General features: G+C 57.0%; 20 protein-coding genes. 15 read left to right on the plus strand and 5 right to left on the minus strand.

Features of this window, described 5'->3' with window-relative positions:
* Positions 1–42: 42 nt before the first annotated feature.
* Complete coding sequence (locus IG617_RS10820; RefSeq protein WP_192109257.1) at positions 43–594, plus strand: TRAP transporter small permease subunit; 552 nt, start codon at positions 43–45, stop codon at positions 592–594.
* Positions 595–623: 29 nt separating this feature from the next.
* On the plus strand, positions 624–2,153 hold the full coding sequence (locus IG617_RS10825) for a TRAP transporter large permease (protein ID WP_192109628.1): 1,530 nt from the start codon (positions 624–626) through the stop codon (positions 2,151–2,153).
* Between the two features lie 3 nt (positions 2,154–2,156).
* Here the strand turns inward: IG617_RS10825 and IG617_RS10830 are convergent, their stop codons facing one another.
* The gene (locus IG617_RS10830) at positions 2,157–2,894 is read right to left on the minus strand and encodes a response regulator transcription factor (protein WP_192109258.1); all 738 of its coding nucleotides are present in this window, start codon (positions 2,892–2,894) and stop codon (positions 2,157–2,159) included.
* Positions 2,891–4,903, minus strand: a complete 2,013-nt coding sequence (locus IG617_RS10835; protein WP_209008418.1) for a PAS-domain containing protein — start codon at positions 4,901–4,903, stop codon at positions 2,891–2,893. The genes IG617_RS10830 and IG617_RS10835 overlap by 4 nt, the downstream gene beginning before the upstream one ends.
* A 203-nt stretch (positions 4,904–5,106) precedes the next feature.
* Between IG617_RS10835 and IG617_RS10840 the strand changes: the two genes are divergently transcribed.
* The 10 genes from IG617_RS10840 (at position 5,107) to IG617_RS10885 (ending at position 16,445) form a co-directional block, all read left to right on the plus strand.
* On the plus strand, positions 5,107–7,092 hold the full coding sequence (locus IG617_RS10840) for an AMP-binding protein (RefSeq protein ID WP_192109259.1): 1,986 nt from the start codon (positions 5,107–5,109) through the stop codon (positions 7,090–7,092).
* Positions 7,089–7,910: an ABC transporter ATP-binding protein gene (locus IG617_RS10845; protein WP_192109260.1), complete on the plus strand. Its 822-nt coding sequence runs from the start codon at positions 7,089–7,091 to the stop codon at positions 7,908–7,910. The genes IG617_RS10840 and IG617_RS10845 overlap by 4 nt, the downstream gene beginning before the upstream one ends.
* A gap of 12 nt (positions 7,911–7,922) precedes the next feature.
* Positions 7,923–8,876: a branched-chain amino acid ABC transporter permease gene (locus IG617_RS10850; protein WP_153771856.1), complete on the plus strand. Its 954-nt coding sequence runs from the start codon at positions 7,923–7,925 to the stop codon at positions 8,874–8,876.
* Between the two features lie 2 nt (positions 8,877–8,878).
* Positions 8,879–9,955, plus strand: coding sequence for a branched-chain amino acid ABC transporter permease (locus tag IG617_RS10855; RefSeq protein ID WP_153771857.1), 1,077 nt, complete (start codon positions 8,879–8,881; stop codon positions 9,953–9,955).
* Between the two features lie 109 nt (positions 9,956–10,064).
* Positions 10,065–11,393: an ABC transporter substrate-binding protein gene (locus IG617_RS10860; protein WP_153771858.1), complete on the plus strand. Its 1,329-nt coding sequence runs from the start codon at positions 10,065–10,067 to the stop codon at positions 11,391–11,393.
* A 76-nt stretch (positions 11,394–11,469) separates the two neighbouring features.
* Positions 11,470–12,327, plus strand: coding sequence for an ABC transporter ATP-binding protein (locus IG617_RS10865; RefSeq protein WP_420826148.1), 858 nt, complete (start codon positions 11,470–11,472; stop codon positions 12,325–12,327).
* 22 nt (positions 12,328–12,349) lie between these two features.
* The gene (locus IG617_RS10870) at positions 12,350–13,591 is read left to right on the plus strand and encodes a phenylacetate--CoA ligase family protein (protein ID WP_192109261.1); all 1,242 of its coding nucleotides are present in this window, start codon (positions 12,350–12,352) and stop codon (positions 13,589–13,591) included.
* A 168-nt stretch (positions 13,592–13,759) separates the two neighbouring features.
* Positions 13,760–14,839, plus strand: a complete 1,080-nt coding sequence (gene hemH, locus IG617_RS10875) for a ferrochelatase (RefSeq protein ID WP_192109262.1) — start codon at positions 13,760–13,762, stop codon at positions 14,837–14,839.
* 143 nt (positions 14,840–14,982) lie between these two features.
* Positions 14,983–15,978, plus strand: coding sequence for an SPFH domain-containing protein (locus IG617_RS10880; protein ID WP_192109263.1), 996 nt, complete (start codon positions 14,983–14,985; stop codon positions 15,976–15,978).
* A complete protein-coding gene (locus IG617_RS10885; protein ID WP_192109264.1) occupies positions 15,975–16,445 on the plus strand; it encodes an NfeD family protein in 471 nt (156 codons plus the stop codon). Before IG617_RS10880 ends, IG617_RS10885 begins: the two co-directional genes overlap by 4 nt.
* 28 nt (positions 16,446–16,473) lie before the next feature.
* Here the strand turns inward: IG617_RS10885 and IG617_RS10890 are convergent, their stop codons facing one another.
* The 3 genes from IG617_RS10890 to IG617_RS10900 form a co-directional block, all read right to left on the minus strand.
* The gene (locus IG617_RS10890) at positions 16,474–17,328 is read right to left on the minus strand and encodes an OmpA/MotB family protein (protein ID WP_192109265.1); all 855 of its coding nucleotides are present in this window, start codon (positions 17,326–17,328) and stop codon (positions 16,474–16,476) included.
* A gap of 29 nt (positions 17,329–17,357) precedes the next feature.
* Positions 17,358–18,125 carry a motility protein A gene (locus IG617_RS10895; RefSeq protein WP_192109266.1) on the minus strand — a complete coding sequence of 256 codons (768 nt, stop codon included), beginning with the start codon at positions 18,123–18,125 and terminating at the stop codon, positions 17,358–17,360.
* Positions 18,126–18,266: 141 nt separating this feature from the next.
* Entirely contained in the window at positions 18,267–19,283 is a 1,017-nt protein-coding gene (locus IG617_RS10900; protein ID WP_192109267.1) for a KpsF/GutQ family sugar-phosphate isomerase, read from the minus strand.
* A gap of 201 nt (positions 19,284–19,484) precedes the next feature.
* Between IG617_RS10900 and IG617_RS10905 the strand changes: the two genes are divergently transcribed.
* The 3 genes from IG617_RS10905 (at position 19,485) to IG617_RS10915 (ending at position 23,490) form a co-directional block, all read left to right on the plus strand.
* Complete coding sequence (locus tag IG617_RS10905; protein ID WP_192109268.1) at positions 19,485–20,948, plus strand: outer membrane beta-barrel protein; 1,464 nt, start codon at positions 19,485–19,487, stop codon at positions 20,946–20,948.
* A gap of 103 nt (positions 20,949–21,051) precedes the next feature.
* Positions 21,052–22,314 carry a lytic murein transglycosylase gene (locus tag IG617_RS10910; protein ID WP_420826149.1) on the plus strand — a complete coding sequence of 421 codons (1,263 nt, stop codon included), beginning with the start codon at positions 21,052–21,054 and terminating at the stop codon, positions 22,312–22,314.
* 225 nt (positions 22,315–22,539) lie between these two features.
* Entirely contained in the window at positions 22,540–23,490 is a 951-nt protein-coding gene (locus tag IG617_RS10915) for an SGNH/GDSL hydrolase family protein (RefSeq protein ID WP_476705547.1), read from the plus strand.
* Positions 23,491–23,498: the final 8 nt, after the last annotated feature.

Genomic DNA, 23,498 nt, shown 5'->3' on the forward strand with positions numbered 1-23,498 from the left:
GGGGGAAAGGCAACTTTCTCCCGTTTTTTGTAGGCACGAACCATGATGACGCAAATTCCAAGAGTGGTGACCCAGGTGAACCGCTTTGCCGCATCGATTGCGGCGGCGAGCTTGCTTCTTTTGTTCCTGACGCAGTTTTGCGTGGTCCTGCTTCGCTATGTTTTCGACACTGGCTTTGTCTGGATGCAGGAGTTGCCACTTTATTTTCATGGTGGGGCAGCCCTTCTGGCCATCGGCTACACGCTCCATACCGGTGGCCACATTCGGGTGGATATCTTCTATCGATCGGCAGGCGAAAGACGAAAGGCTCTTGTGGATGCTGGCGGCAGCCTTCTGTTCCTGCTGCCGGTCTCGGTCACGATCTTCTGGTATTCGCTTCCCTATGTGATCGCCTCATGGGCGGTCTTGGAGGGGTCGGCGCAGCCGTCTGGCATCCCTGCGATTTTTGTTCTCAAGACTTTGTTGCCGGTTTTCTCGCTTCTTCTGGCGCTGCAGGCCTTCGCACAATTTTGGAGCGCTTGTTGCGTGCTGTTTGGCGCGCGGGAGATTGATCCAGCGGCGCTTGATCCTGGCGCAGAAGAGGGTCTGCATTGACCTTGCTTTTTGAACATCTTGATCTGCTGATGCTGGTAGTGTCTTTGCTGATGCTTCTGCTCGGCTATCCGGCCGCCTTCACCCTTGGCGGTGTTGCACTTGTCTTTGCCGGAATCGGATTTTTCAGTGGCGTGGGCCCAACAATGGGTGCCATCCCGATACGTGTCTTCGGCACGATCAGCAATGAAACGCTGATTGCGGTGCCGCTCTTCATCGTGATGGGTATCGTGCTTGAAAGAGCGCGAATAGCGGAAGATCTCCTGACTGCGCTCGGATGGCTGTTCCGCAAGGTGCCAGGAGGTCTTGTTGTTTCGGTGACCGTCGTCGGAGCACTTCTTGCCGCCTCCACTGGAATTGTCGGTGCAACGGTTGTGACCATGGGCCTGATCTCGCTGCCTTCGCTCCTAAAGGCAGGCGTGTCTCCACGCTTGGCGACAGGATCCATCGCAGCAGCGGGCACGCTCGGGCAGATTATCCCGCCGTCGATTGTCCTCGTTTTTCTCGCTGATCAGCTCTCGAACGCCTATCAGACCAGCCAACGCGAAATGGGAAATTTCGCGCCTGACCCGTTTTCCATCGCCGACCTTTTCGCCGCAGCCTTCTTGCCCGGCCTCCTGTTGGTCGGCGTCTACGTCATCTATCAAGTTGCGGTGTCTTTGCGAACAAACTCTAGAGCGCGGGATCCTTCAACTGGATCCGCCGAGATGGCAACGGTTGATGTCTGGCTCGCGATGGGGCCGCCGCTTGCCCTGATCCTGTGTGTTCTCGGTGCAATTCTCGGAGGGGTTGCGACACCCACAGAAGCGGCGTCCCTCGGGGTGGCCGGTGCCCTTGTTCTCGCAGGTAGCAGGCAGGTGCCCGACCGTTCTTGGTTGCTGCTCGTGCCTTTGTCAGGCGCGTTCGCCGTTATCCTTACTCAATCTGCTGAGGCACTTTGGGTTGGAAGGGGGGCCGTCTTCACATTCGCCGTTTCTGTCATCGGGACGCTTGCCGTCACCGGAGGGCTGCTGGCCAATATCGTCGTTCTGTTCCGGAGCGGGATCTTGAGCGATGTCTTGCAGTCCGCGGTCGAATTCACCGCCATGGTCTTTGCGATCATGATCGGGGCGACGATCTTTTCGCTCATCTTTCGGGATCTGGGTGGTGATGAGACCGTCTCTGCTCTTCTCCAAGACCTTCCAGGGGGCACGCTTGGCGCGGTCCTGATTGTCATGGCGGTCATGTTCGCGCTTGGTTTCTTTCTCGACTTTCTTGAGATCGTCTTTGTGGTCGTGCCCTTGGTGGCGCCGATCCTGCTGCAGCTGCCGATGCCGGACGGCAGTCCCATGAGCCCAGCGTGGCTCGGAGTGATGATGGCAGTGAACCTTCAGACATCTTTTCTCACGCCCCCCTTCGGTTTTGCCTTGTTTTACCTTCGCGGCGCTGCGCCAAAGGAGGTTGCAACCGCTGACATATATCTGGGGGCAGCACCTTTCGTTGGCCTGCAGCTGTTGGCTCTGATCTGCCTTTGGTTCTTTCCGGACATCGCCACGTGGCTACCCAGGTATCTGTTTTCCTGAGTATCAGGACCAGGTGACCGCCGCGGCAAGCATGTATCCAGAGCCATAGACTGTCCTTATGAGGCTTGGCTTGTGCTCAGTGCTGAGCTTTTTCCGGATGCGTGAGATCCGGACATCGATCGAACGATCCATGCTCTCATCCCGGCCGCCGTGCTCCAGAAGATAGTCTCGGCTCAGCACTCTCTTCGGCGCGCGTAGCAACGCATCGAGCAAGCTTGCCTCCCCGGTGGAGAGGAACGTCTCTTCGCCGTCGGGTGAGGTGAGGCAGTGAGATGAGGGAAGGTATGTCCAGCCTTCAAAGCGCGCTTGCCGTATCGCTGGTTCCGGGGATGGATGATCGCCGGAGCGGCGCAGGATGGATCGGATTCTTGCGACCACTTCCCGGGGGTCGAAGGGTTTGACGACATAGTCATCGGCCCCCATCTCGAGGCCCATTACGCGATCAGATGAGTGATTTCTCGCCGAAAGGACGATGATCGGAACCGAAGATGTCTTCCGGATCTCATTGATCAGGGACATTCCGTCAATGTCGGGCAGACCAAGATCGATCAAGCAGACAGCAGGCGTCTCGAGCTGCAGGGCCTCCAGAAGTTCGCCCCCGGATGCGAATACACGCCCGGAGATCCCGAACGGTTTCATCGCTTCGGTCACCAGCGCGCCGATATCGGGCTCATCATCGACAATGAATGCAAGTGAAGAAGATATGTGGCCGGGGTCTGTGAAGCGGGCGGTCAAGGTCATATGCTCATGATCTGCTTGAGAACGATGGCGAGTTTTTCCGGGCGCAGCGGTTTGGTCAGGACCGGAAAGTCTATTTCCTTCTCCGGCGTCTCGAGATTGCCCCAATCCGCGTAGCCTGTCATCAGTGCTATCCCGAGATCTGCGCGGCTGGAGCGGATTTCTCGGGCAAGGGCAAGACCGTTCATCTGGCCGGGCATGACAATGTCGCTAAGTACTGCCCGAAGTTCAGGGAGCTCCGCTGCGAGAGATCTGGCGTCTTCCGCGCCCTCCGCCAAAAGAGCCGTGTAGCCGAGGTCGCGCACCTGCTCTGCGAGCACCTCCGCGATGTCAGCGTTGTCTTCAACGATCAGGAGAAGCTCGCCATCACCGAGTGGCAGTTCGTTTGAACCGTTTGCATTATTGAACGTGGTGGCATCTGAAATCGGCAAGGCAGGGAGAAAAAGTCTGATCCTGGATCCGTTGCCTACCGTTGAAAGAACCTCGATGGCTCCGCCCGATTGCCGCATGAAGCCATAGACCATAGACAGACCGAGGCCGCTTCCCGTTCCGAAGGTTTTGGTCGTAAAGAAAGGTTCGAAAATACGAAGCTTGGTGTCCTCGTCCATTCCGGCACCGGTATCGGAGACGTTGATACAGGCAAATTTTCCCGGCGTGACATCCAGGTCAGCCGCACGCCGCTCATCTATCTCTACCTCTTCGGACGAGATATGCAGCTCTCCGCCCTCAGGCATGGCATCACGGGCGTTGAACGCGAGATTGATCAGAGCCGTTTCCATCTGTGTCGGGTCTATCCGAGCTGCCACGTTCGGCGGACAATCGTCCACGACAAGTTGGACGGGAGGTGGAAGAGATCCCTGCAGCAGCGCGGAGACGTTTTCCAAAACGGTCGCAAGGGGCACGACCTGGGGATCGACCGGTCGGCCGCGGCTGAAGGCTAAAAGCCTTTGCGTCAGATCCGCTCCCCGCTGCGTTGCCTGCATCATCGGCGAGACACGTGCCTTCAAAGCCTCGGGCTGCAAAGGTCCCTCTTGCCGGCTGAGGCTCAACAGGTTGCCCATCAAAATTGTCAGCAGGTTGTTGAAATCATGGGCCAGGCCGCCGGTGAGTTTGCCCACAGCATCCATGCGCTGCGACTGCATCAACGTCGCTTCGCTGCGTTTTTGCTCGGTCGCGTCCAGGGACAACACGAACACGCCCAGCGTACGACCGTCCTTGGTCATGTCCGGGATCAGCGTTGACCGCATGGACACGGTCTCTCCGTCCGGACGTTTGCGAACATACTCGTAAGATACGGCATTCCCGCGAAACGCATGTTCGATATGTGGTGCGATCTCCCGAAAGAGCGTTTCGCCAACGACTTCTGCAGCGGGGCGATTTGCGACCGAGGCGATGGAGTGCCCGAACCACTCCGCATAGCGCCGGTTGGCGAACCGAAAAATCGGGCCAGGTGCCATATACGCAATGAGTGCTGGGATATTGTCGGTCACCAATCGGAGCCAGTCTTCACTCTGGCGTAGGGCGCGCGTGCGCTCCTCAACGGTTCTTTCCAGTTTTTCCTGCAATTTGCGGTCTTTGGTGACGTCCGTATAGGTGGTCACAAAACCTCCCTGGGGGAGAGGCGTACCGCTCACCGAAATAATCTGGCCGTTGGGTCTGACGCGCTCGAAGTAGTGGGATTCGAACAGCCGTGCCCGATCGAGGCGGCGCTGGATCTTGCCGCTCGTGTCGCCCGGGCCATATTCTCCGCGTTCCGCATTGACGCGCAAAAACTCCTCCAGGTGAGTTCCGCGCTTGGCGAGCGCCTGCGGAAAGTCGAGCATCTCCCAAAGTCCCCTGTTCCAGGCGACAAGACGCAAGTCCTTGTCGAAAACAGAGAAACCCTGATTTACGTGGTCCAGCGCGGCCTGTAGCAGGTCGATCTGTGACTGTACGGTTGTGGTCTCCTCCATGGCCAAGACACTATTTCGGCTGTTCGCGATTGGCCAGAACCTTTCCTTTCTGCCGTGCATTGAGCGCACCTGAAACAATTCGTCACAATTGAAACATACTGCGGCAATGTCGCCGTCCTAGCCTTTCCTTCGGGCTCATCAGTCCAGTTGGCTGTTTCAATAAAACAAAAAGGCCTTGAACGGCGTGGCCAATGGGTTGTTTGATGGGTTCATAAAATTCGACCCCGGCAAACGGGGCGAACCTAAAAGGGATGGAACACGCTATGGCAGGGTTGGCCGACGTCGCTTCGCGCGGCGAGGACACCTTTCCGAAGATTCTGCTGCGCAACGCGCGGGACTTCGGAACCCGGACAGCTTTTCGGGAAAAGGATTTCGGGATCTGGCAAAGCTGGACCTGGGCAGATGTTCTCGATGAAATTCGGAGCTTGTCACTTGGTTTGAAAGAGCTTGGGCTCGCCAAGGGTGACAAGGTTGCCATCGTCGGCTCCAACCGTCCCAGGCTCTACTGGTCCATGGTCGCAGCTCAGGCGGTGGGCGCCGTGCCGGTGCCTGTCTATGCTGATTCCGTTGCCGAAGAGATGGCCTTCGTTCTTGGTCATGCCGAGGTTCGGTTCGCAGTCGTGCAAGACCAGGAACAGGTCGACAAGCTTCAGTCGATGACGGATGAGGTGCCGAGCCTGACCGAAATCGTCTACGACGAGCCGCGCGGATTGCGTGACTATGACCATAGCCATCTTCATCACTTCGAGACTGTGCAGGAACGCGGCCGCGCTGTGCTCGCGGCCCATGAGAATGCCGCTGATGCCTGGGTGGAAGGGTTCTCTGACGCCACGGGCTCCGACATCGCCGTGATGCTGTACACGTCGGGAACGACGGGCAGGCCGAAGGGCGTCATGCTGTCCTTCGACAACCTCGTGATTTCGGCTCGTAACGGAAACCGCTTCGATAATCTTGATGAGACCGAGGAGGTCTTGGCGTATCTGCCGATGGCGTGGATCGGCGATCATGTCTTTTCCCTGGCGCAGGCCTTCACCGCAGCCTATTGCGTGAACTGCCCGGAAAGCATGGATACGATCGACGTCGACCGCCTGGAAATTGCGCCGACCTATTTCTTTGCGCCGCCACGCGTCTTTGAGAACATGCTGACGTCCATCCTTGTCCGAATGGAGGATGCTGGAACCAGCAAGAAAAAGATGTTCGACGTCTTTATGGGGGTGGCCAAGCGCGTCGGCGAAAGGATCCTTAATGGGGAACAAGTCTCCCTGAAGGACAGAGTTTTGTATGGTCTGGGTGAATTCTTTGTCTACGGGCCACTGAAGAACCGCATGGGTCTAACGCGCCTTAAGGTCGGCTATACCGCCGGTGAGGCGATCGGCCCGGAGATCTTCCAGTTCTACAGGTCGCTCGGCTTGAACCTGAAGCAGCTCTACGGTCAGACAGAGGCCAGCGTCTACATCACACTTCAGCCTGATGGGGAAATTTTCGGAGATACGGTTGGCAAGCCAGCGCCGGATGTTGAACTCAAGATCGCTGAAAGCGGCGAGGTTCTATATCGTTCGCCGGGCGTTTTCGTCGGCTATTTCAAGAATGACGAGGCGACCCGCTCTACCAAGACGGAAGAAGGCTGGGTCCACACGGGCGATGCCGGCTTCATCACCGACAACGGACATCTGAAGATCATCGACCGGGCTAAGGACGTCGGAAAGCTGACCGACGGGGCCCTGTTCGCGCCCAAGTATATCGAGAACAAGCTGAAGTTCTTCCCCAACATCAAAGAGGCGGTTGCCTTTGGCAACGAGCGCGAAAAGGTTGGCGTGTTCATCAACATCGATTTGACTTCGGTCGGCTCGTGGGCGGAACGGAACAACGTCAATTACGCCAGTTATCAGGAACTGGCTGCTCATCCCGATGTCTATGAGATGATCGAAAGCCATGTAGACCAGGTCAACCGGGACCTGGCGAGCGAGCCAATGATGGCCGGCGCGCAGATTCAGCGTTTTCTGATCCTGCATAAGGAACTCGACGCGGATGACGGCGAACTGACGCGGACGCAAAAGGTGCGGCGAACCTTCATTTCCGACCGGTATGGGGCTTTGATCGAGGCGCTCTACGACGGTTCGAAAGAGAAATACGTCAAAACGGAAGTGACCTTCGAGGACGGACGCACGGGGGCTATTGAAGCCACGGTAGAGATCCGGGACATGACGCCTCACTCTCTTGGTGCAGCCCATCAGGAGGCGGCAGAATGAACGCTATCATAAGCAACAATGAATTGCCGCAAGATGACTTCGCTGTGGAACGGGAAGACCTCCTGAGAGTCGACAATGTCTCGCTGTCCTTTGGCGGTGTCAAAGCGATCACCAACATCTCGTTCGACATCAAGAAGGGCGAGATCCGCGCGATCATTGGGCCCAACGGGGCCGGCAAGACCTCGATGTTGAACGTCATCAACGGCTTCTATCATCCTCAGGAAGGGACGATCACCTGGCAGGGCAAGGTGCGCCGGAAAATGAAGCCCTATGAAGCTGCCAGCCAGGGTATCGCCCGCACCTTTCAGAATGTGGCGCTTTTCAAGGGCATGACGACACTCGACAACATCATGTCCGGTCGGTCTCTCAAGATGCGCAAGAACTTCTTCCTGCAAATGGCCTGGATAGGGCCGGCGCGGACTGAAGAGATCGAACATCGGAAAAAGGTCGAGGAAATCATCGACTTTCTCGAGATCGAAGCGATCCGCAAGACGCCGGTCGGCAGATTGCCTTATGGCCTGCAAAAGCGCGTCGAACTCGGCCGAGCCCTCGCCATGGAGCCTGATCTACTGCTTCTCGATGAGCCCATGGCCGGCATGAACCTCGAGGAAAAGGAGGACATGAGTCGCTTCATTCTCGACGTGAATCAGGAATTTGGCACCACGATCGCCCTGATCGAACATGATATGGGCGTCGTCATGGATCTCTCTGACCGGGTAGTCGTCCTCGATTATGGCAAGAAGATCGCTGACGGGGCACCCGGAGACGTTCAGGCAAGCCAGGCTGTGATCGACGCTTATCTCGGCGTGAGCCACTGAGGGGAACCAGAGATGCTCTACGATATTTTCATTGACCCCTTCGTCCAGATGGTCGAGATGCCCGACTTTTTCCTGCAGGTCTTGTGGGAAGGGTTTGTGGCGGGGATCCTTTATGCGCTGATCGCGCTCGGCTTTGTTTTGATTTTCAAGGCCTCAGGTGTCTTCAATTTTGCGCAGGGCATCATGGTGGTGTTTGCGGGTCTGACGCTCGTGGGGCTTCATGAGAACGGCGTTCCAGCTTTCCTCGCGCTGATCCTAACCATCGGCGTCATGGGCGTTCTGGCCTATGGTATCGAACGTGTGGTCATGCGCCCCCTGGTCAATCAGCCGGATATCATCTTGCTGATGGCGACCATTGGGCTGACTTACTTCCTGATCGGCTTTGGAGAATTCGTCTTTGGCGGGGAGCCGAAGCGCATGATCGCCGAGGAATTGGGCCTGCCGACCGGCTCTACCGCTTTCGAGATGGGTGAACGTGGTCTGGTCATCCTGCAGCACATTGATATCGCAGCAGCCGTGATCGCGATCATCATGGTGACTGCGCTTGGCATTTTCTTCAACAAAACGCGGATCGGCCGGGCGCTTCGTGCCGTTGCGGATGACCACCAGGCGGCGCTGTCCGTCGGGATTTCACTCAATCAGATCTGGGCAATCGTGTGGTTTGCAGCGGGTCTTGTTGCCTTGGCGACGGGCATCATGTGGGGCGCGCGTTCGGACGTTTCCTTTGCGCTGGAGATCGTCGCATTCAAGGCGTTGCCGGTCCTCATCCTTGGCGGCTTTACGTCGATTCCAGGCGCGATTATCGGCGGATTGATCATCGGCTTCGGAGAGAAGATCGGTGAGATCTACTGGGGCGGCCTCGTCGGTGGCGGGATTGAATCCTGGCTCGCTTATATCATCGCCCTCATCTTCCTCTTGTTCCGTCCGCAGGGTCTCTTCGGCGAAAAAATCATCGAGCGGGTGTAATCATGTTTTATCGCGAAGCTGGCCAGTTCAAGACAAGCTATGAGGCGGATCAGTCGCTCTTTCCAATTCGGCAGGACCGGATCGGTCTGGCTGTCATCTTGCTCGTCGCCTTTATCGTCATTCCACTGACCGCGAACGACTTCTTCCTGACGTCCATCATGATCCCGTTCCTGGTGTTTTCACTGGCGGCGATCGGTCTCAATGTGCTCACCGGATTTGCTGGTCAGCTGTCGCTCGGGTCGGGCGCATTCATGGGCGTTGGTGCCTATGCGGCTTATAAGCTGACCAGCATCTTTCCGGACGTGAATGTCATTTTTCTGGTTCTGGTCTCTGGCGTGTTTTCCGCCGGTGTCGGTGCGATCTTCGGGTTGCCCAGTTTGAGGATCAAAGGCCTCTATCTGGCTGTTACCACTCTTGCAGCGCAGTTCTTTCTCGAGTGGTGCTTCATCCGGATCCCCTGGCTTTACAATTACAATGCATCAGGGGCGATCGAGATACCGAAACGTGAGATGTTCGGGGTGACGATTTCGGGCGCGGAAGCCACGCCGATCGCACGTTACTTCGTGGTGCTGGTCATTACGGTGCTGATCGCAGGATTGATCGCAAATGTGATGCGTGGGCGGATCGGACGGTCCTGGATGATGATCCGCGATATGGACATCGCTGCCGAACTGATGGGGATCAGACCGCTTCAGACCAAGCTTTTGGCCTTTGCCGTTTCGTCCTACATCTGTGGTGTTGCGGGGGCGATGATGGTGTTCTTCTGGCTGAACGCTGCTGAGCCATCATCCTACTCCATCACCCTGTCGTTCCAGATCCTGTTCATGGTCATCCTGGGCGGCCTTGGCAGTATCGCGGGGTCCTTTATGGGCGCGGCCTTTATCTGGATCCTGCCTGTGTTCCTGAAATTTGTGCCGGGTGCGATTGGCATCGAGATCGGGGCCGAGACTGTTGAGCATCTGACTTTCATGATCGTCGGTGCCCTGATCATCTTCTTTCTGATCGTTGAGCCGCATGGTTTTGCGCGGCTCTGGCAAATCGGGAAGCAAAAGCTTCGAGTGTGGCCTTTCCCTTACTAGGCAGCCGCGCTCTGACAACGCCATCTGGACTTCGAACCTGTCCGGGGAGGAATGGCGAAACCGGTTCGGCAGTCGCAATCTCAATCAGCGACTGCAAGGGAGGAAATGGATGAAGAACTTCAAGCAATTTGCGATTGGCTCGGCCGTCGCACTTGCCATCGGGGCATCCGGATACGTCGCGGAAGCCGCTGCAGAGGATGGCAACTATGTGCCGCTCCTGACCTATCGGACCGGACCGTACGCCGGATCCGGCATTCACATCGCCAACGGCATGAATGATTACCTTCAGATGCTCAATGAGCGTGATGGCGGTATCGGCGGCGTGAAGATCGTGATCGAGGAGTGCGAGACCGGCTACAACGCTCAAAAAGGCGTTGAATGTTACGAGGCAACCAAAGGCAAGAATGCCGTTGTCTACAATCCCTATTCGACCGGGATTACACTGCAGCTGATCCCGAAGGCAGCTGTCGACAAGATCCCTGTTCTGTCCATGGGGTATGGCCTCTCAGCTGCGGCTGATGGCAACACGTTCCCATGGGTCTTCAATGTTCCTGACACCTATTGGGATGGTGCTTCCGTTGCCATCAAATACATCGGTGAGCAGGAAGGCGGCCTCGAGAACCTCAAAGGCAAGAAGATCGGTTACATCTTCCTGGACGCAGGCTATGGCCGTGAGCCGATCCCGTTGTTCGAGCAGATGGCTGAAAAATTCGGCTTCGAGTTGGTCAAATACGCGGTTCCGGGCAAGGAAATGCAGAACCAGTCTTCTCAGTGGCTGAATGTTCGCCGTGACCGCCCAGACTACATGATCATGTGGGGCTGGGGTGCGATGAGCCCGACTGCAATCAAGGAAGCCGTCAAGATCCGCTATCCGATGGACAAGTTCATTGGTGTCTGGTGGTCGGCTGGAGATGATGACGCTGCTGCTGGCGGCGAGGGTGCCAAGGGCTACAAGGCAATGAACTTCTCCGGAGTGGGCAGCGACTATCCGGCTATCCAGGACATCAAGAAGCTTGTCGTCGATGCCGGTAAGTCTCAGACGGATCCGGAGAGCATTGGCTCAACGCTTTACAACCGCGGTGTCTTGAACTCGGTCATCATTGCTGAAGGCATTCGTGCCGCGCAGCAGCTGACCGGAAAGAAAGTCATCACCGGCGAAGACATGCGCGCGGGCCTGGAGACGCTTGATCTCACCAATGAACGTTTGGCCGAACTTGGTCTGACCGGCTTTGCTCATCCAATGAAGGTGACCTGTGAAGACCATGCGGGCAGCCACCCTGTCTTTATTCAACAGTGGGATGGAGAAAAGTGGGCTGTTGCCAGTGGTTGGATCGAGCCAATGAAGGACCTGGTTCGCCCACTGCTGGAAGCAGCGGCAAAGGACTACGCTGAAAAGAATGCACCGTGGCCAAAGCGCACGGAAGCCTGCCCGAACTGATCGGTCAGCACGGCCCGTTTCGGGCCAACTGTCCCGCCGCATGTTGCGGCGGGGCTCTTTCCGGAGTGATTTGAGAATGACGATCCAAGCGATGACCAAGCCCAACGACGCACAGACCGTCGACGCGGGCGCAGAAACGATCCTGTCGGTGAACAACATCGAGGTGATCTACGACCACGTCATCCTTGTCTTGAAGGGTGTCTCCCTGACCATACCGAAAGGTGGCATCGTCGCCCTTCTCGGTGCGAACGGCGCTGGCAAAACCACGACATTGAAAGCGGTGTCCAACCTGCTGCGCGCCGAACGTGGTGAAGTCACCAAGGGAAAGATCCTTTTCGACGGCGATGAGGTTCAATCACTGTCACCCAATGAGCTTGTACGCCGCGGATGCATACAGGTCATGGAAGGGCGGCATTGCTTCGGCCATCTTTCGATCGAGGAGAACCTTCTCACCGGCGCTTACACACGCAAGGACGGCGCAGCGGCAGTGCGTGCGGATCTCGAGATGGTCTACAATTATTTCCCGCGCTTGCGAGAGCGCAGGCAGAGCCAGGCAGGCTACACGTCGGGCGGTGAGCAGCAGATGTGCGCCATTGGCCGCGCCCTGATGAGCCGGCCGAAAATGATCCTTCTCGACGAACCGTCAATGGGTCTGGCACCGCAGCTCGTTGAGGAAATCTTCGAGATCGTCAAACAGCTAAATGACAACGAGGGCGTGTCGTTTTTGCTGGCCGAGCAAAACACCAATGTTGCCCTGAGATACGCGACCTACGGGTACATCATGGAATCCGGGCGTATCGTTCTTGATGGGGATGCCAAGGCACTCCGTGAGAACGAGGACGTCAAGGAGTTCTACCTGGGGGTCGGCGGCGAGGGGCGGAAGTCTTTCAAGAACGTCAAGCATTACAAGAGAAGGAAGCGCTGGCTGGCCTAGTCCTGCAACGCGGAGACCGATCATGAACGATGAAATGTTTGATGCGCGCGAGCGGGTGACACCTGCTCAGCGCGAGGCGGAGCTTTTTGCCAGGTTGCCTGATTTTCTGGCTTTTTCTGCCTCCAATGCCCCCGGCTGGGCGCGGCATCTTGCTGGCCAGAACTTAGCGGCTGTGACAGATCGAAACGCCCTGGCATCGCTTCCGGTCCTGCGCAAAACTGACCTTTTGCGGTTGCAAAAGGAAGAGCCGCCCTTCGGAGGGTTTTTGGCTGGCGACCTGACCGGCGTCGAGCGTGTGTTCATGTCTCCGGGTCCGATCTGGGAACCGCAGGCGGTAGGTGAGGATCCCTGGAACGGTGCGCGCGCTCTTTTTGCAGCGGGCTTCCAAAAGGGCGACTTAGTTTTCAATGCCTTCTCCTACCACCTTACGCCGGGCGGATTCATTCTTGATCATGGCGCGCGGGCTCTTGGCTGCACGGTCTTCCCGGCAGGTGTTGGCAACACGGACATGCAGATTGAAGCGATCGAGGTGCTCAAGCCCTCCGGTTTCATAGGCACACCGGATTATCTCAAGGTGCTTCTTGACCGGGCCGCTGAGCAGGGGCGTGACGTTTCGTCGATCAAGAGAGCTCTTGTTTCCGGCGGCGCTCTCTTTCCCTCCCTGCGTGAGGAATACGAAGCGGCGGGCATTTCTGTCGGCCAATGCTACGCGACGGCAGATCTTGGTGTCATTGCCTACGAGAGTGAGGCGCGCGAAGGCATGATCGTCAATGAGGACTACATTGTCGAAATCGTCCGTCCTGGCACTGGAGATCCTGTTCCGGAAGGAGAGGTCGGCGAGCTTGTGGTTACGTGTTTCAATCGGACTTACCCTCTGATCCGGTTCGGGACTGGAGACTTGTCGGCTGTGCTGCCCGGACAGTCTGCGTGTGGCCGGACCAACAGCCGTCTCGCGGGATGGATGGGGCGCGCGGACCAGCGTACCAAGATCAAGGGCATGTTCGTGGATCCTGCCCAAGTTGCCGAAATTGTCGAGGCGTATGACGAGATCGAGAAAGCGCGCCTGACGGTCAAGCGCCTTGGCGAAAGCGACGACATGATGCTGTCGGTTGAAACGGCAGCCGCCGAAGACGAGAACCTGCGTGACAGACTAACGCATTCCCTGCGGGATGTGACCAAGCTCAGGGGTACGGTGTTGCTCGTAAACCCTGGTGCGCTGCCGAATGATGGCAAGGTTATCAGTGACGAACGGGACTATGGCTGAGCGGTGCTCGATCTTCTTGATTTTGGGGGTTCGGATGGCTTCGCTTTAATTTAGAATCATTATGATCTAAAAGCTGAGCTGAAGCGTAAGGAATTATGCCGCATTGGCGAGAGCCACTTGCGCAGTCTATTGCTCCCACGAGACCAACAGAAATCCAGCGGAAATCTTATGACCGTCCAACCGACTTCACCCGTTTCTGCAGATGTTGCAGCTGAGATGCGGAAGGTTCACCTTCCATCTGACCATCCTTCGGTCAAGACCGGTAAGATCGGTGTTCTTCTGGTCAATCTTGGAACCCCGGATGGCACCAGCTATTGGCCCATGCGGCGCTATTTGCGCGAATTTCTTTCAGACAAGCGGGTGATTGAGTGGCCGCGGGCGCTTTGGTATCCGATCCTTTACGGCATCGTCCTGATGACGCGTCCGGGCAAATCGGGCAAGGCCTACGAGGAAATCTGGAACCATGATCGCAACGAGTCGCCGCTTCGTACGATAACGCGGAGCCAGTCAGACAAGCTGTCTGAGATCATGGGTGATCAAGGAGGGCGTTTGTCGATTGACTGGGCTATGCGGTATGGCAATCCGTCGATCCGCTCGCGGCTCGAAGCGCTCAAGGCCGATGGTTGTGATCGAATCCTGATCTTTCCGCTCTACCCGCAGTACTCTGCCGCAACAACGGCAACGGTCAATGACGAGGTTTGCAAGGCGCTTTTGGACATGCGGTGGCAACCCGCGATCCGCACCGTGCCGCCCTACCATGATGACCCGGTCTACGTGAACGCGCTGGCAAAGTCCGTCGAGCAGCATTTAGCCGCTCTGGATTTCGAGCCTGATGTGGTGTTGACGTCCTACCACGGCATTCCGCAGTCCTATTTCAAAAAGGGTGACCCCTATCACTGCCATTGTCAGAAGACGACGCGGTTGATGCGAGACGTGCTTGGCTGGAGCAAAGACAAGCTGCAGGTGACTTTCCAGTCGCGTTTTGGACCCGAAGAATGGCTGCAGCCATACACCGACAAGACCGTCGAGAAGTTCGCCAAGGAGGGCGTCAAGAACATTGCCGTCATGAATCCTGGGTTTGTCGCAGATTGCCTTGAAACGCTTGAAGAAATTGCCGGCGAGGCTGGGGAGATCTTTGAAGAAAATGGCGGAGAGAATTTTTCCCACATCCCTTGCCTGAACGACAGCGGCCTTGGGATCGAGGTTCTTGAGCATATCGTTCGCCAGGAACTGGGCGGCTGGATCTGATCAGATCTGGCCACAACTACATCCGTCTAGGGGAGCCAAGTGCTCCCCTTTTTTGTGTCTCACCGTATCTTGCGGGGTGGCCTCGACTGAGAAACAAACGCATACTCGGAGAAAGTCCCAAGCCTCGCACTTTGGAGCGCTAAATGCCTCAGGAATTCTTCGGTTTCGATATCGTTTTGCTCGTGGTTCTGGTTCTCGTCATTCTGGTCATTTTCGCCGGCGTGAAGACGATCCCGCAGGGCTTCAATTATACCATCGAGCGTTTCGGCAAATATCGGCGCACACTTTCGCCCGGCTTGAACTTCATTGTCCCGTTCATTGACCGCGTTGGGCACAAGCTGAACATGATGGAGCAGGTGCTCGACGTCCCTTCCCAGGAAGTCATCACCCGAGACAACGCCACCGTGACGGCGGATGGTGTGACCTTTTATCAGGTGCTCGATGCAGCACGTGCTGCCTATGAGGTCCTGGGGCTGCAGAACGCGATCCTGAACCTGACCATGACCAATATCCGGTCTGTCATGGGGTCGATGGATTTGGACCAACTGCTTTCAAACCGCGATGAAATCAATGCCCGACTGCTGAATGTCGTCGATGCGGCTGCGGAGCCATGGGGCATCAAGATCACACGTATTGAAATCAAGGACATCAATCCGCCGCGGGATCTTGTTGAGGCGATGGGCCGCCAGATGAAGGCCGAGCGCGAAAAACGGGCTTCGATTCTGGAGGCGGAAGGCAAGCGCCAGTCCGAAATTCTCAAGGCTGAGGGTGAGAAACAGTCGCTGATCCTGCAGGCCGAGGGGCGCCGTGAATCTGCGTTTCGGGATTCGGAGGCGCGCGAGCGTGAAGCTGAGGCCGAAGCCAAGGCAACCAGCATGGTGAGCAAGGCCATCGCGGATGGCGATGTGCAGGCGATCAACTACTTCGTTGCAAACAAATATGTCGAGGCATTCCGGGAACTTGCGACCTCCCGAAATCAGAAGACGCTGATCCTGCCCATGGAGTCGACGTCTCTTCTCGGCGCGCTTTCCGGCATCGGGGAAATCGCAAAAGAGGCGTTTGGCAACACTGACGGCAAAGCCGCGCGTGGCTCCGGCAGAGTTCCGGATGCCGGTACAGGCGAGGGAGCCGACAGTTGAGCATTGTTGAACGGCTGATTGCCGAGCTTGGCCCGTGGAGCTGGTGGATCCTTGGCTTGCTCTTGCTGGGGCTCGAGATCCTTGCTCCAGGAACCATCTTCTTGTGGTTTGGCGTTTCTGCGATTTTGGTGGGAACACTGGCGTTGTTCGTCGACCTGAGCTGGCAGACCGCGCTGGTGATCTTTTTGATCTTGTCGTTCGTCAGTTTGATTATCGGTCGACGATTGATGGCCAAGCTTTCTTCGGAGGCGGGTGATCCAGGTCTCAACCGCCGCGGAAGCCGCTATATCGGCCGTGTTTTCGTGCTGGAAACACCGCTTTCGCAAGGGGCTGGCAAGCTATCTGTCGATGACACGGTTTGGCGCATCACCGGCCCGGACCTTTCAGCTGGAACCAAGATTCGTGTCACCGAGATCGATGGCGCACGGCTTGTGGTTGAAGCTGCAGACGAGACGGCTGAGGCTTAGGCTTTGCAAGGCGGCAATTGGCTCGTCGTCAGAGCTTGTGGCCGGGGGGCACCGGCGGCGCTTCAGCTTTCAGGAGAATGCCGATCCGCCTGTTTGCTGCCAGATAAGGGTCATTCGGGAACATCGGCTCAGTATCTGCCTTGCCGATGACACCAAAGAACTGATCGTCGGGTACGCCATACTCATTCAGGATCTGCCGGGCGACATTCGCGCGCTCGGTCGACAGGTCCCAGCCTGTATAGGACGGGTCAGGTGACTGGCGGCCAGCGGTTGTGTGACCTGTGATCTCGATACGGTTCGGCATCTGGGACAGGACGGGAGCCATTTTGGCCAAGAGCCGTCGTGTCGTCTCATACGGATACTTCGAACCTTCCCGGAACATGGATCGACCGTCCTGATCGATCAAGAGGATGTTCAAGCCTTCTTCCGACTCTTCCAGAATGATGTTGCTGGAAATCTCGGTGATTTCTGGCATCTCCTGCCAGGCTTGGCGCAAAGAAGCGGCTGCCGTCGCAAACTGACGTGGCTTCTCGATCTCGGCTTCGGTGGTGTCGTGCGTGTTTGCCTCGGGACCCTGCTTGCTACGACTGTCGTGGCGAACCTGAGAAAAATCGGAATCGGCCTCCTGAGGAACCTGCGTGATGTCCTTCATGTATTGACGGATCGGGATGCCCTCGACCTCAATGATGCCAGTGCGCTTGGAGGTGTCTTTCACACCGAATGCTTCGCGCATTGAGCCTGCCACCACCTGGAGCTTTTCCTTGTCCTGAATGGAAAAGGAAATGATCAGAACGAAGAAACACACAAGCAGAGACATAAGGTCGGCGAAGGTCACCAGCCAATCAGGTGCACCGCCGCCGCCTTGCTGCTTCTTTCTCGCCATTGAGTGCGTCCTTTACCGTTTAGCGCGAGTTAGGCAGCGTCAGCCATTTCGGCGCGTGCCTTATCCGGCAGGTAGGCGATCAACATCTCCTTGATCAGCGCCGGGCTCTTGGATTCGCGGATCTGAAGCACGCCATCAATGATGAGGGTCTGGTTCACTTCGTCGACATCGAACTTTGCGTCGAGTTTCTCGACGAGGGGCAGACAGATGATGTTTGAAATAAGGGCGCCGTAGAGTGTGGTCAGCAGCGCAACGGCCATAGAGGGACCGATGGCAGCGGGGTCGTCCATGTTGGCAAGCATCTGCACCAGACCCACCAGGGTCCCGATCATTCCAAATGCAGGCGCGGAATCTCCGAGTGCCTTGAACACCCGTTTGCCCTCGGAAAGTCGCGTGAGCTGAAGGTCACGTTCGCGTTCCATGGATTCCTTGATGAATTCGAGCTCGTAGCCATCGGCGATGTATTGGACGCCCTTTGCCAGCACCGGATCGGACACATCCACGTTTTCCAGACCAAGCGGACCGGACTTGCGGACGATTTCACCCAGGTTCGTGATCTCCGAGATCAGATCCCGCGGGCTGGCGCTTTTGCCCGCGAGGGCGACCTTGATGCCTGTTCCGAAGGCGCTGCCGATGTCAGAAAGCTGAAAACGGATCAGCGTCGCGAGCAAGCCGCCGCCGATCACGATGAGCATTGAGGGCACATCGACGAACTGGCCGAAGCTTCCGCCCAGGAAAATCGCGGTCACAACGATGCCGAAGGCACCAATAATCCCGACTAGCGTCGCCAGATCCATTACGCACACCAAAACTACAGGCTCGAGAGCCGTTACAATTTGATGTTCATTCTAAGGTCAGCAAGGCTAATCAATTCCTAACCGCAGCAATCTAAGTGCGTCCCGCGGGGGCGAATTGAAGCAACTTTTGTGAAATGCCCGCTATGCGGCGCCAATGCGCAACAGGTCATGCAGGTGAATGATACCAACTGGACGATTGTCCTCGACAACGAACACGGTTGTGATCTCGGAGGCGTTGATCATCTCGAGCACAGAGCCGGAGAGCGTTGACGGCTCGATGGTCTTTGGGCCTTTGGTCATGATTTCCTCGACCGGTTTGTCCAGGAAATCCGTGCTGATATGACGTCGAAGATCGCCATCCGTAATGATGCCGATGAGGCGGTGCAGGTCATCAGTAACACCCAGGACGCCAAAACCCTTCTGCGACATGAGAACGATCGCGTCGCGCATTGGCAGACCGATAGGGGCGAGCGGAACAGCATCACCGCTATGCATGATGTCTCTTGCTGTTTTCAGGCTGGCGCCCAGGCGGCCTCCTGGGTGGAAGGTCCGGAAGTCCTGAGCGGTGAACCCGCGGTTTTCCAGAAGAGCGATTGCCAGCGCATCGCCAGTTGCCATTTGAACGAGGGCTGAACTCGTCGGAGCGAGACCATGAGGACAGGCTTCTGTTACCGCTGGCATCTTCAGAACAATGTCGGCGGCTTTGCCAAGCGTGCTGTTCTCTCGCGATGTAATGGCAAGCAACGGCACCTTGAAACGACGTGTGAAGGCAACGATGCTTGCAAGTTCCTGTGTTTCGCCAGACCAGGAGAGGGCGATCACGACATCGTCACGTGTCACCATGCCCAGGTCGCCATGGCTTGCCTCGGCCGCGTGCACGAAGAACGCAGGAGTACCGGTCGAGGCAAGCGTGGCGGCGAGTTTGACGCCGATGTGGCCGCTCTTGCCGATGCCGGAGACAATAACGCGGCCAGGAATTTTTGAAATCAGCTCTGCCGCTTCCACGAATGATGCGGAAAGACCATTCTGCAAGGCGGCGCGCAATGCGCTCAGACCAGCAATTTCGGTTTCAAGCGTGCGTTCTGCCGTTGCAAGGAAACTTGGTGTCTCTGATTGCGAGGCGGTCACGGCTGCTGAATCCTTGGAGAGGTCTGGCATTGGGTATCCTTGCTCTTTTACTTGCCCCGAAGGATCGTGTCTAAGCTAGGTTTGATAGAGGTGCAAGTTGAGGGGCGCACCTCATCTGCGGCACCGAGCGATTTTCCGCGACCGTCCTCAATTTGCGAAAATCAACAAACAATTAACCATGATTGGGCACTTTGGCGGTACGTGCCATCAGCCCTTTCAAACCGGTTATAAATGCGACGCCTTCCGCTCATTTTTGTCAGCTTGCTCATGATCTCAAGTGGTCTGACCAACGCCCAGGATCTTGGAGCGGATCTGCGTGGAGGGCTGTCTGCTGACGATAGCGGCAATTCGGATGACCAGGACGGCGTTGATGAGGCGGCAACAGACGCTTCCGACCCGGGTGTCTTCGCGCTTCGTGGTTCTTCCAATGACGCGACAGCAGAGGATGGATCGACGGGTCTCAGTGGCGCTGGCCGGGTTTCGCCGGCCCGGCCTTTTGCTGACCGACTGGCAGCGGTTAGCCGACTGCAATCTACCGGAGGACCGTCGCCAATCGATAGCGTGTTCGGCGGTGACACGAGCTTCGATCAAGCCGAAGGCATTCGCCTGGGAACTTTCACGATTTTGCCAGAGGTCACGATCACTGGCGGCTGGACCGATAATACCTCTCAGACAGCTTCGGGAAGCTCGGGTAAGCAATACACGATTGCCCCCAACATAACGGCATCCTCTGGCTGGTCGCGCCATCAGTTGGACCTAGCCCTACGAGGCAGCTATATCAGCTACCCGGATGCTTCTGATGACGACGACCCCAACTTGACCGCGTCGGCGGCCCTTCGGCTGGATCTAAACAGCCGGACCACCGTCAACGGCACTGCGTCATATACCTATTCACGGGAAGACGCTTCGAGCGCTGAAAGCTCCGGAGACAGCGATGACATCCATCAGCTTTCGGCAGGTCTCGGCGTCACACGGGACGCTGGCCTGCTGGCTGTGACCTTGCGTGGGGCGCTCGACCGAAATGTTTACACCGCGGATGACGATGGCAGCACCTCGAGTGGGCGCGATAACTCGCTCTATTCTGCCAATTTGCGACTGGACGCAAACACCGGTGCGTCGCTTTCGCCATTTGTTGAAGGTTCTCTCCTGGTCCGCCGGTATGATCGAAGCTGCAGCGATTCCATTTGCGAGAAGCGGAATGCAAATGGCTATCAGCTCCGTGGCGGCGTGAACATTGCATCAGGGCCAAAACTGTCAGGAGAGATTGGTGCCGGGTGGCGAATTGAAGATCTTGATGACGCGCGTCTGGACAGCCTCTCTGGGATGGTCGTGGATGCGTCGCTTGTGTGGTCGCCGTCACGTCTGACGACCGTGACCGGCGGTCTTGGAACGAGCTTCGAAGCGACGGACATCGACGGTGCGTCCGGCTCGATCATCTACTCCGGCGACCTGCGGGTCGCCCATGAGTTCAGCGATCGTATCGTTGGAGAAGCGGGTGCGGGGTACAATTACCGAACCTATCAGGGCGCCTCTATCGAAGAGCAGACATTCACAGGTCTGGTCGGGATGACGTTTGCCCTGACGCAGAACATCGCTCTTCGAACTGAGTACAACTATCAGAAATTCACCAGCTCGAGCGAGGGGGGCGATTATGACCAGAACACGATTCAGGCTGGTGTCCGGTTCCGTCATTGAGAGTGTGAAACCGGCTGAACGACATGATTCTGCCGCGAGGCGGTGCCAGCATCTCGCAAGTCGAGCAGCTGGTTTTGAAACAGGAAGGCACTGGGAGGCCTCTATGAAAACTCTGGGAAGTTTCACTGTGCCAATGATCTCGGACATAGCTAAGAAGTGGGCAGAAATGCGCCGAATTTCGTTGACGCTTTTGGTAACCGCTTTTGCTGCGCTGTTTTCGGCGGCTGCAATCGCAGACCAGAGATTTGACCGATTTGTTGCCGACTTCTGGCCAACTGCGAAGGCTTCTGGCATTTCGTCGTCGACTTACCGTTCTGTGTTTACGGGCATGGACCCGGATCCTGACACGCTACGACTGATGGAAAAGCAGTCCGAGTTCGTAAAGCCGGTCTGGGACTATCTTGATAGTGCCGTCTCCGAGGCGCGGGTGACCCGTGGTCGCGAGCTTTTGACTGAATATGATACTGTTTTGCGGAATGTCGAAGCCCGATATGGCGTTGACCGCGAGGCTGTATTGGCCATCTGGGGCATGGAGACCAACTACGGTGGCTTCATGGGCAAGCACAACGTTATTCGAGCGCTTGCAACCCTCGCCTATGCTGCCCCACGGCGAACCAAATTCTGGCGCAGCGAACTGGTGAAGGCACTGTCTATTGTGCAGGCTGGCCATGTTCGTTTCAGCGATATGGAAGGTTCCTGGGCAGGGGCGATGGGCCACACTCAGTTCATGCCGTCGAGCTGGGAAGCTTATTCCGCGGATTATGATGGCGATGGACGGCGCGACATCTGGACGTCGGTTCCGGACGCGCTCGCGTCGACCGCCTATTATCTGAAGAAGCATGGATGGCAGACCGGCAAGACATGGGGCTATGAGGTTGTTCTGCCGCGCTCCTTCGATTTCCGTATGGCGGATGATGATATGAGCCTGACGCTGGGTGATTGGCGTCGTCAGGGTGTTCGCCGGGCGAACGGGCGTGACTTTCCGCGGCCAGGTGACAAGGCAATTCTGGTCATGCCGGCGGGAGCCTCCGGACCGGCCTTTCTGATGCTACGCAATTTCTACGTGATCAAGCGCTACAACAACGCGACTGCCTACGCGCTTGCGGTTGGTCACCTGGCCGACCGGATTATCGGCGGCGGGACGCTGGCTGGCGACTGGTCGCGCGAATATATGCCTCTCTCAAGGTCCGAAACGGCGGAGCTGCAGTCGGAGCTTAACCGTCGCGGATTTAATGTTGGGGCAGCAGACGGCAGGATCGGTCCCGCGACCCGGCGTGGCATTCGAGCATATCAAAAAGCTAGGGGATTGATCCCCGATGGTTATGCTTCTGTGGTTTTGCTGGCAAGGATCAAACTGGACAGCTAGAATTGCCGGCAATGCACTCCGGATGGGACAGTTCCAGTGGCTCTTCGTCGGTTTGGCGCAAATTTCTCTCTGTTGGCTAACGTTCGGAGCGCTTGCCTGATCGCGATCACGCTTGTCTTTTGCGTGTCGATCTTTGGCGAGGCGATGGCGCAAAGTTCGGGCGCTGTTATCCGGCCAGCGCCTGGGAAGTCGAGAAGCTTCAATCCGCTCAGTCCGTTTTTGAAGATGTTTGGTGTAGAGACCAGAAAGCGCCGCACCACGAGATCCAGGCAGGCGGATACTAGTACCCACCGCACTTCGACTGCGGCTGCCCCGAGGTTTGTCGAGACTCCCAAGGACCCTGATGCCGGCATTATTCTGGTCGTTGGGGATCGAATGGCTCGGGGTGTCGCCGATGGCCTTGCGTTCACACTTGCCGACAAACCCATGGTTCGTGTTGAAACCCTGACCGAGGACAAAAGCGGCCTTGCGGGCGACAACGCTCCGGACTGGAACGCGCGTGTTCTTGCGAAGGTGCGCGGGGCGGACGTCAAGGCCGTTGTCATCACAATGGGCCGAGAAGATCTGGGCAAACGCTTTCCGTCCGAACCGCCGATAGAATTTGGTGTCGATGGCTGGTGGTCCACCTATGAGACGAAGGTCGGTAGCCTCGTGCGAACCATCCGTCAGGAGCGCAAACCGGTTCTTTGGGTGGGTCTGGCGCCGACAGGCAACGCGCTTACAAACACCGACATTGTCTTGTTGAACGATGTTTTTCGCGGTCAAACGGAAGCCGAACGCGGATATTTCATCGATCTTTGGGACGTGTTTCTGTCGGACGCAGGTGAATATTCCTCCTACGGTCCGGATGTGGACGGCAAGAACCTGAGGCTGCGCACTAACGACAAGATCGGCTTTACCTGGGCAGGATATCGGAAGGTTGCGTTCTTTGTTGAACGCCAGCTTTCACGTCTTCTTGGAGGCTATGGGGGGCTTGCTTTCGAGGGCGTCGAAGATGACCCTGATTTCATCGTTTTAACTGGGCGAACCACATCCCCGGAAGATGTGCTGCTTGGCGGTGATGTCGATCAGGAAGCTGGTGAGGGTGAAACCCTGGCACACCAGTATTTCGTTGAGGGCAGGCCACTTCAATCAGTGGCCGACCGCGTCGACAACACGGCACGGATTTCTCAATAGCTGGCGAT

The organism is Roseibium polysiphoniae (genome assembly GCF_014842925.1).
Taxonomy (GTDB): Bacteria; Pseudomonadota; Alphaproteobacteria; order Rhizobiales; family Stappiaceae; genus Roseibium; species Roseibium polysiphoniae.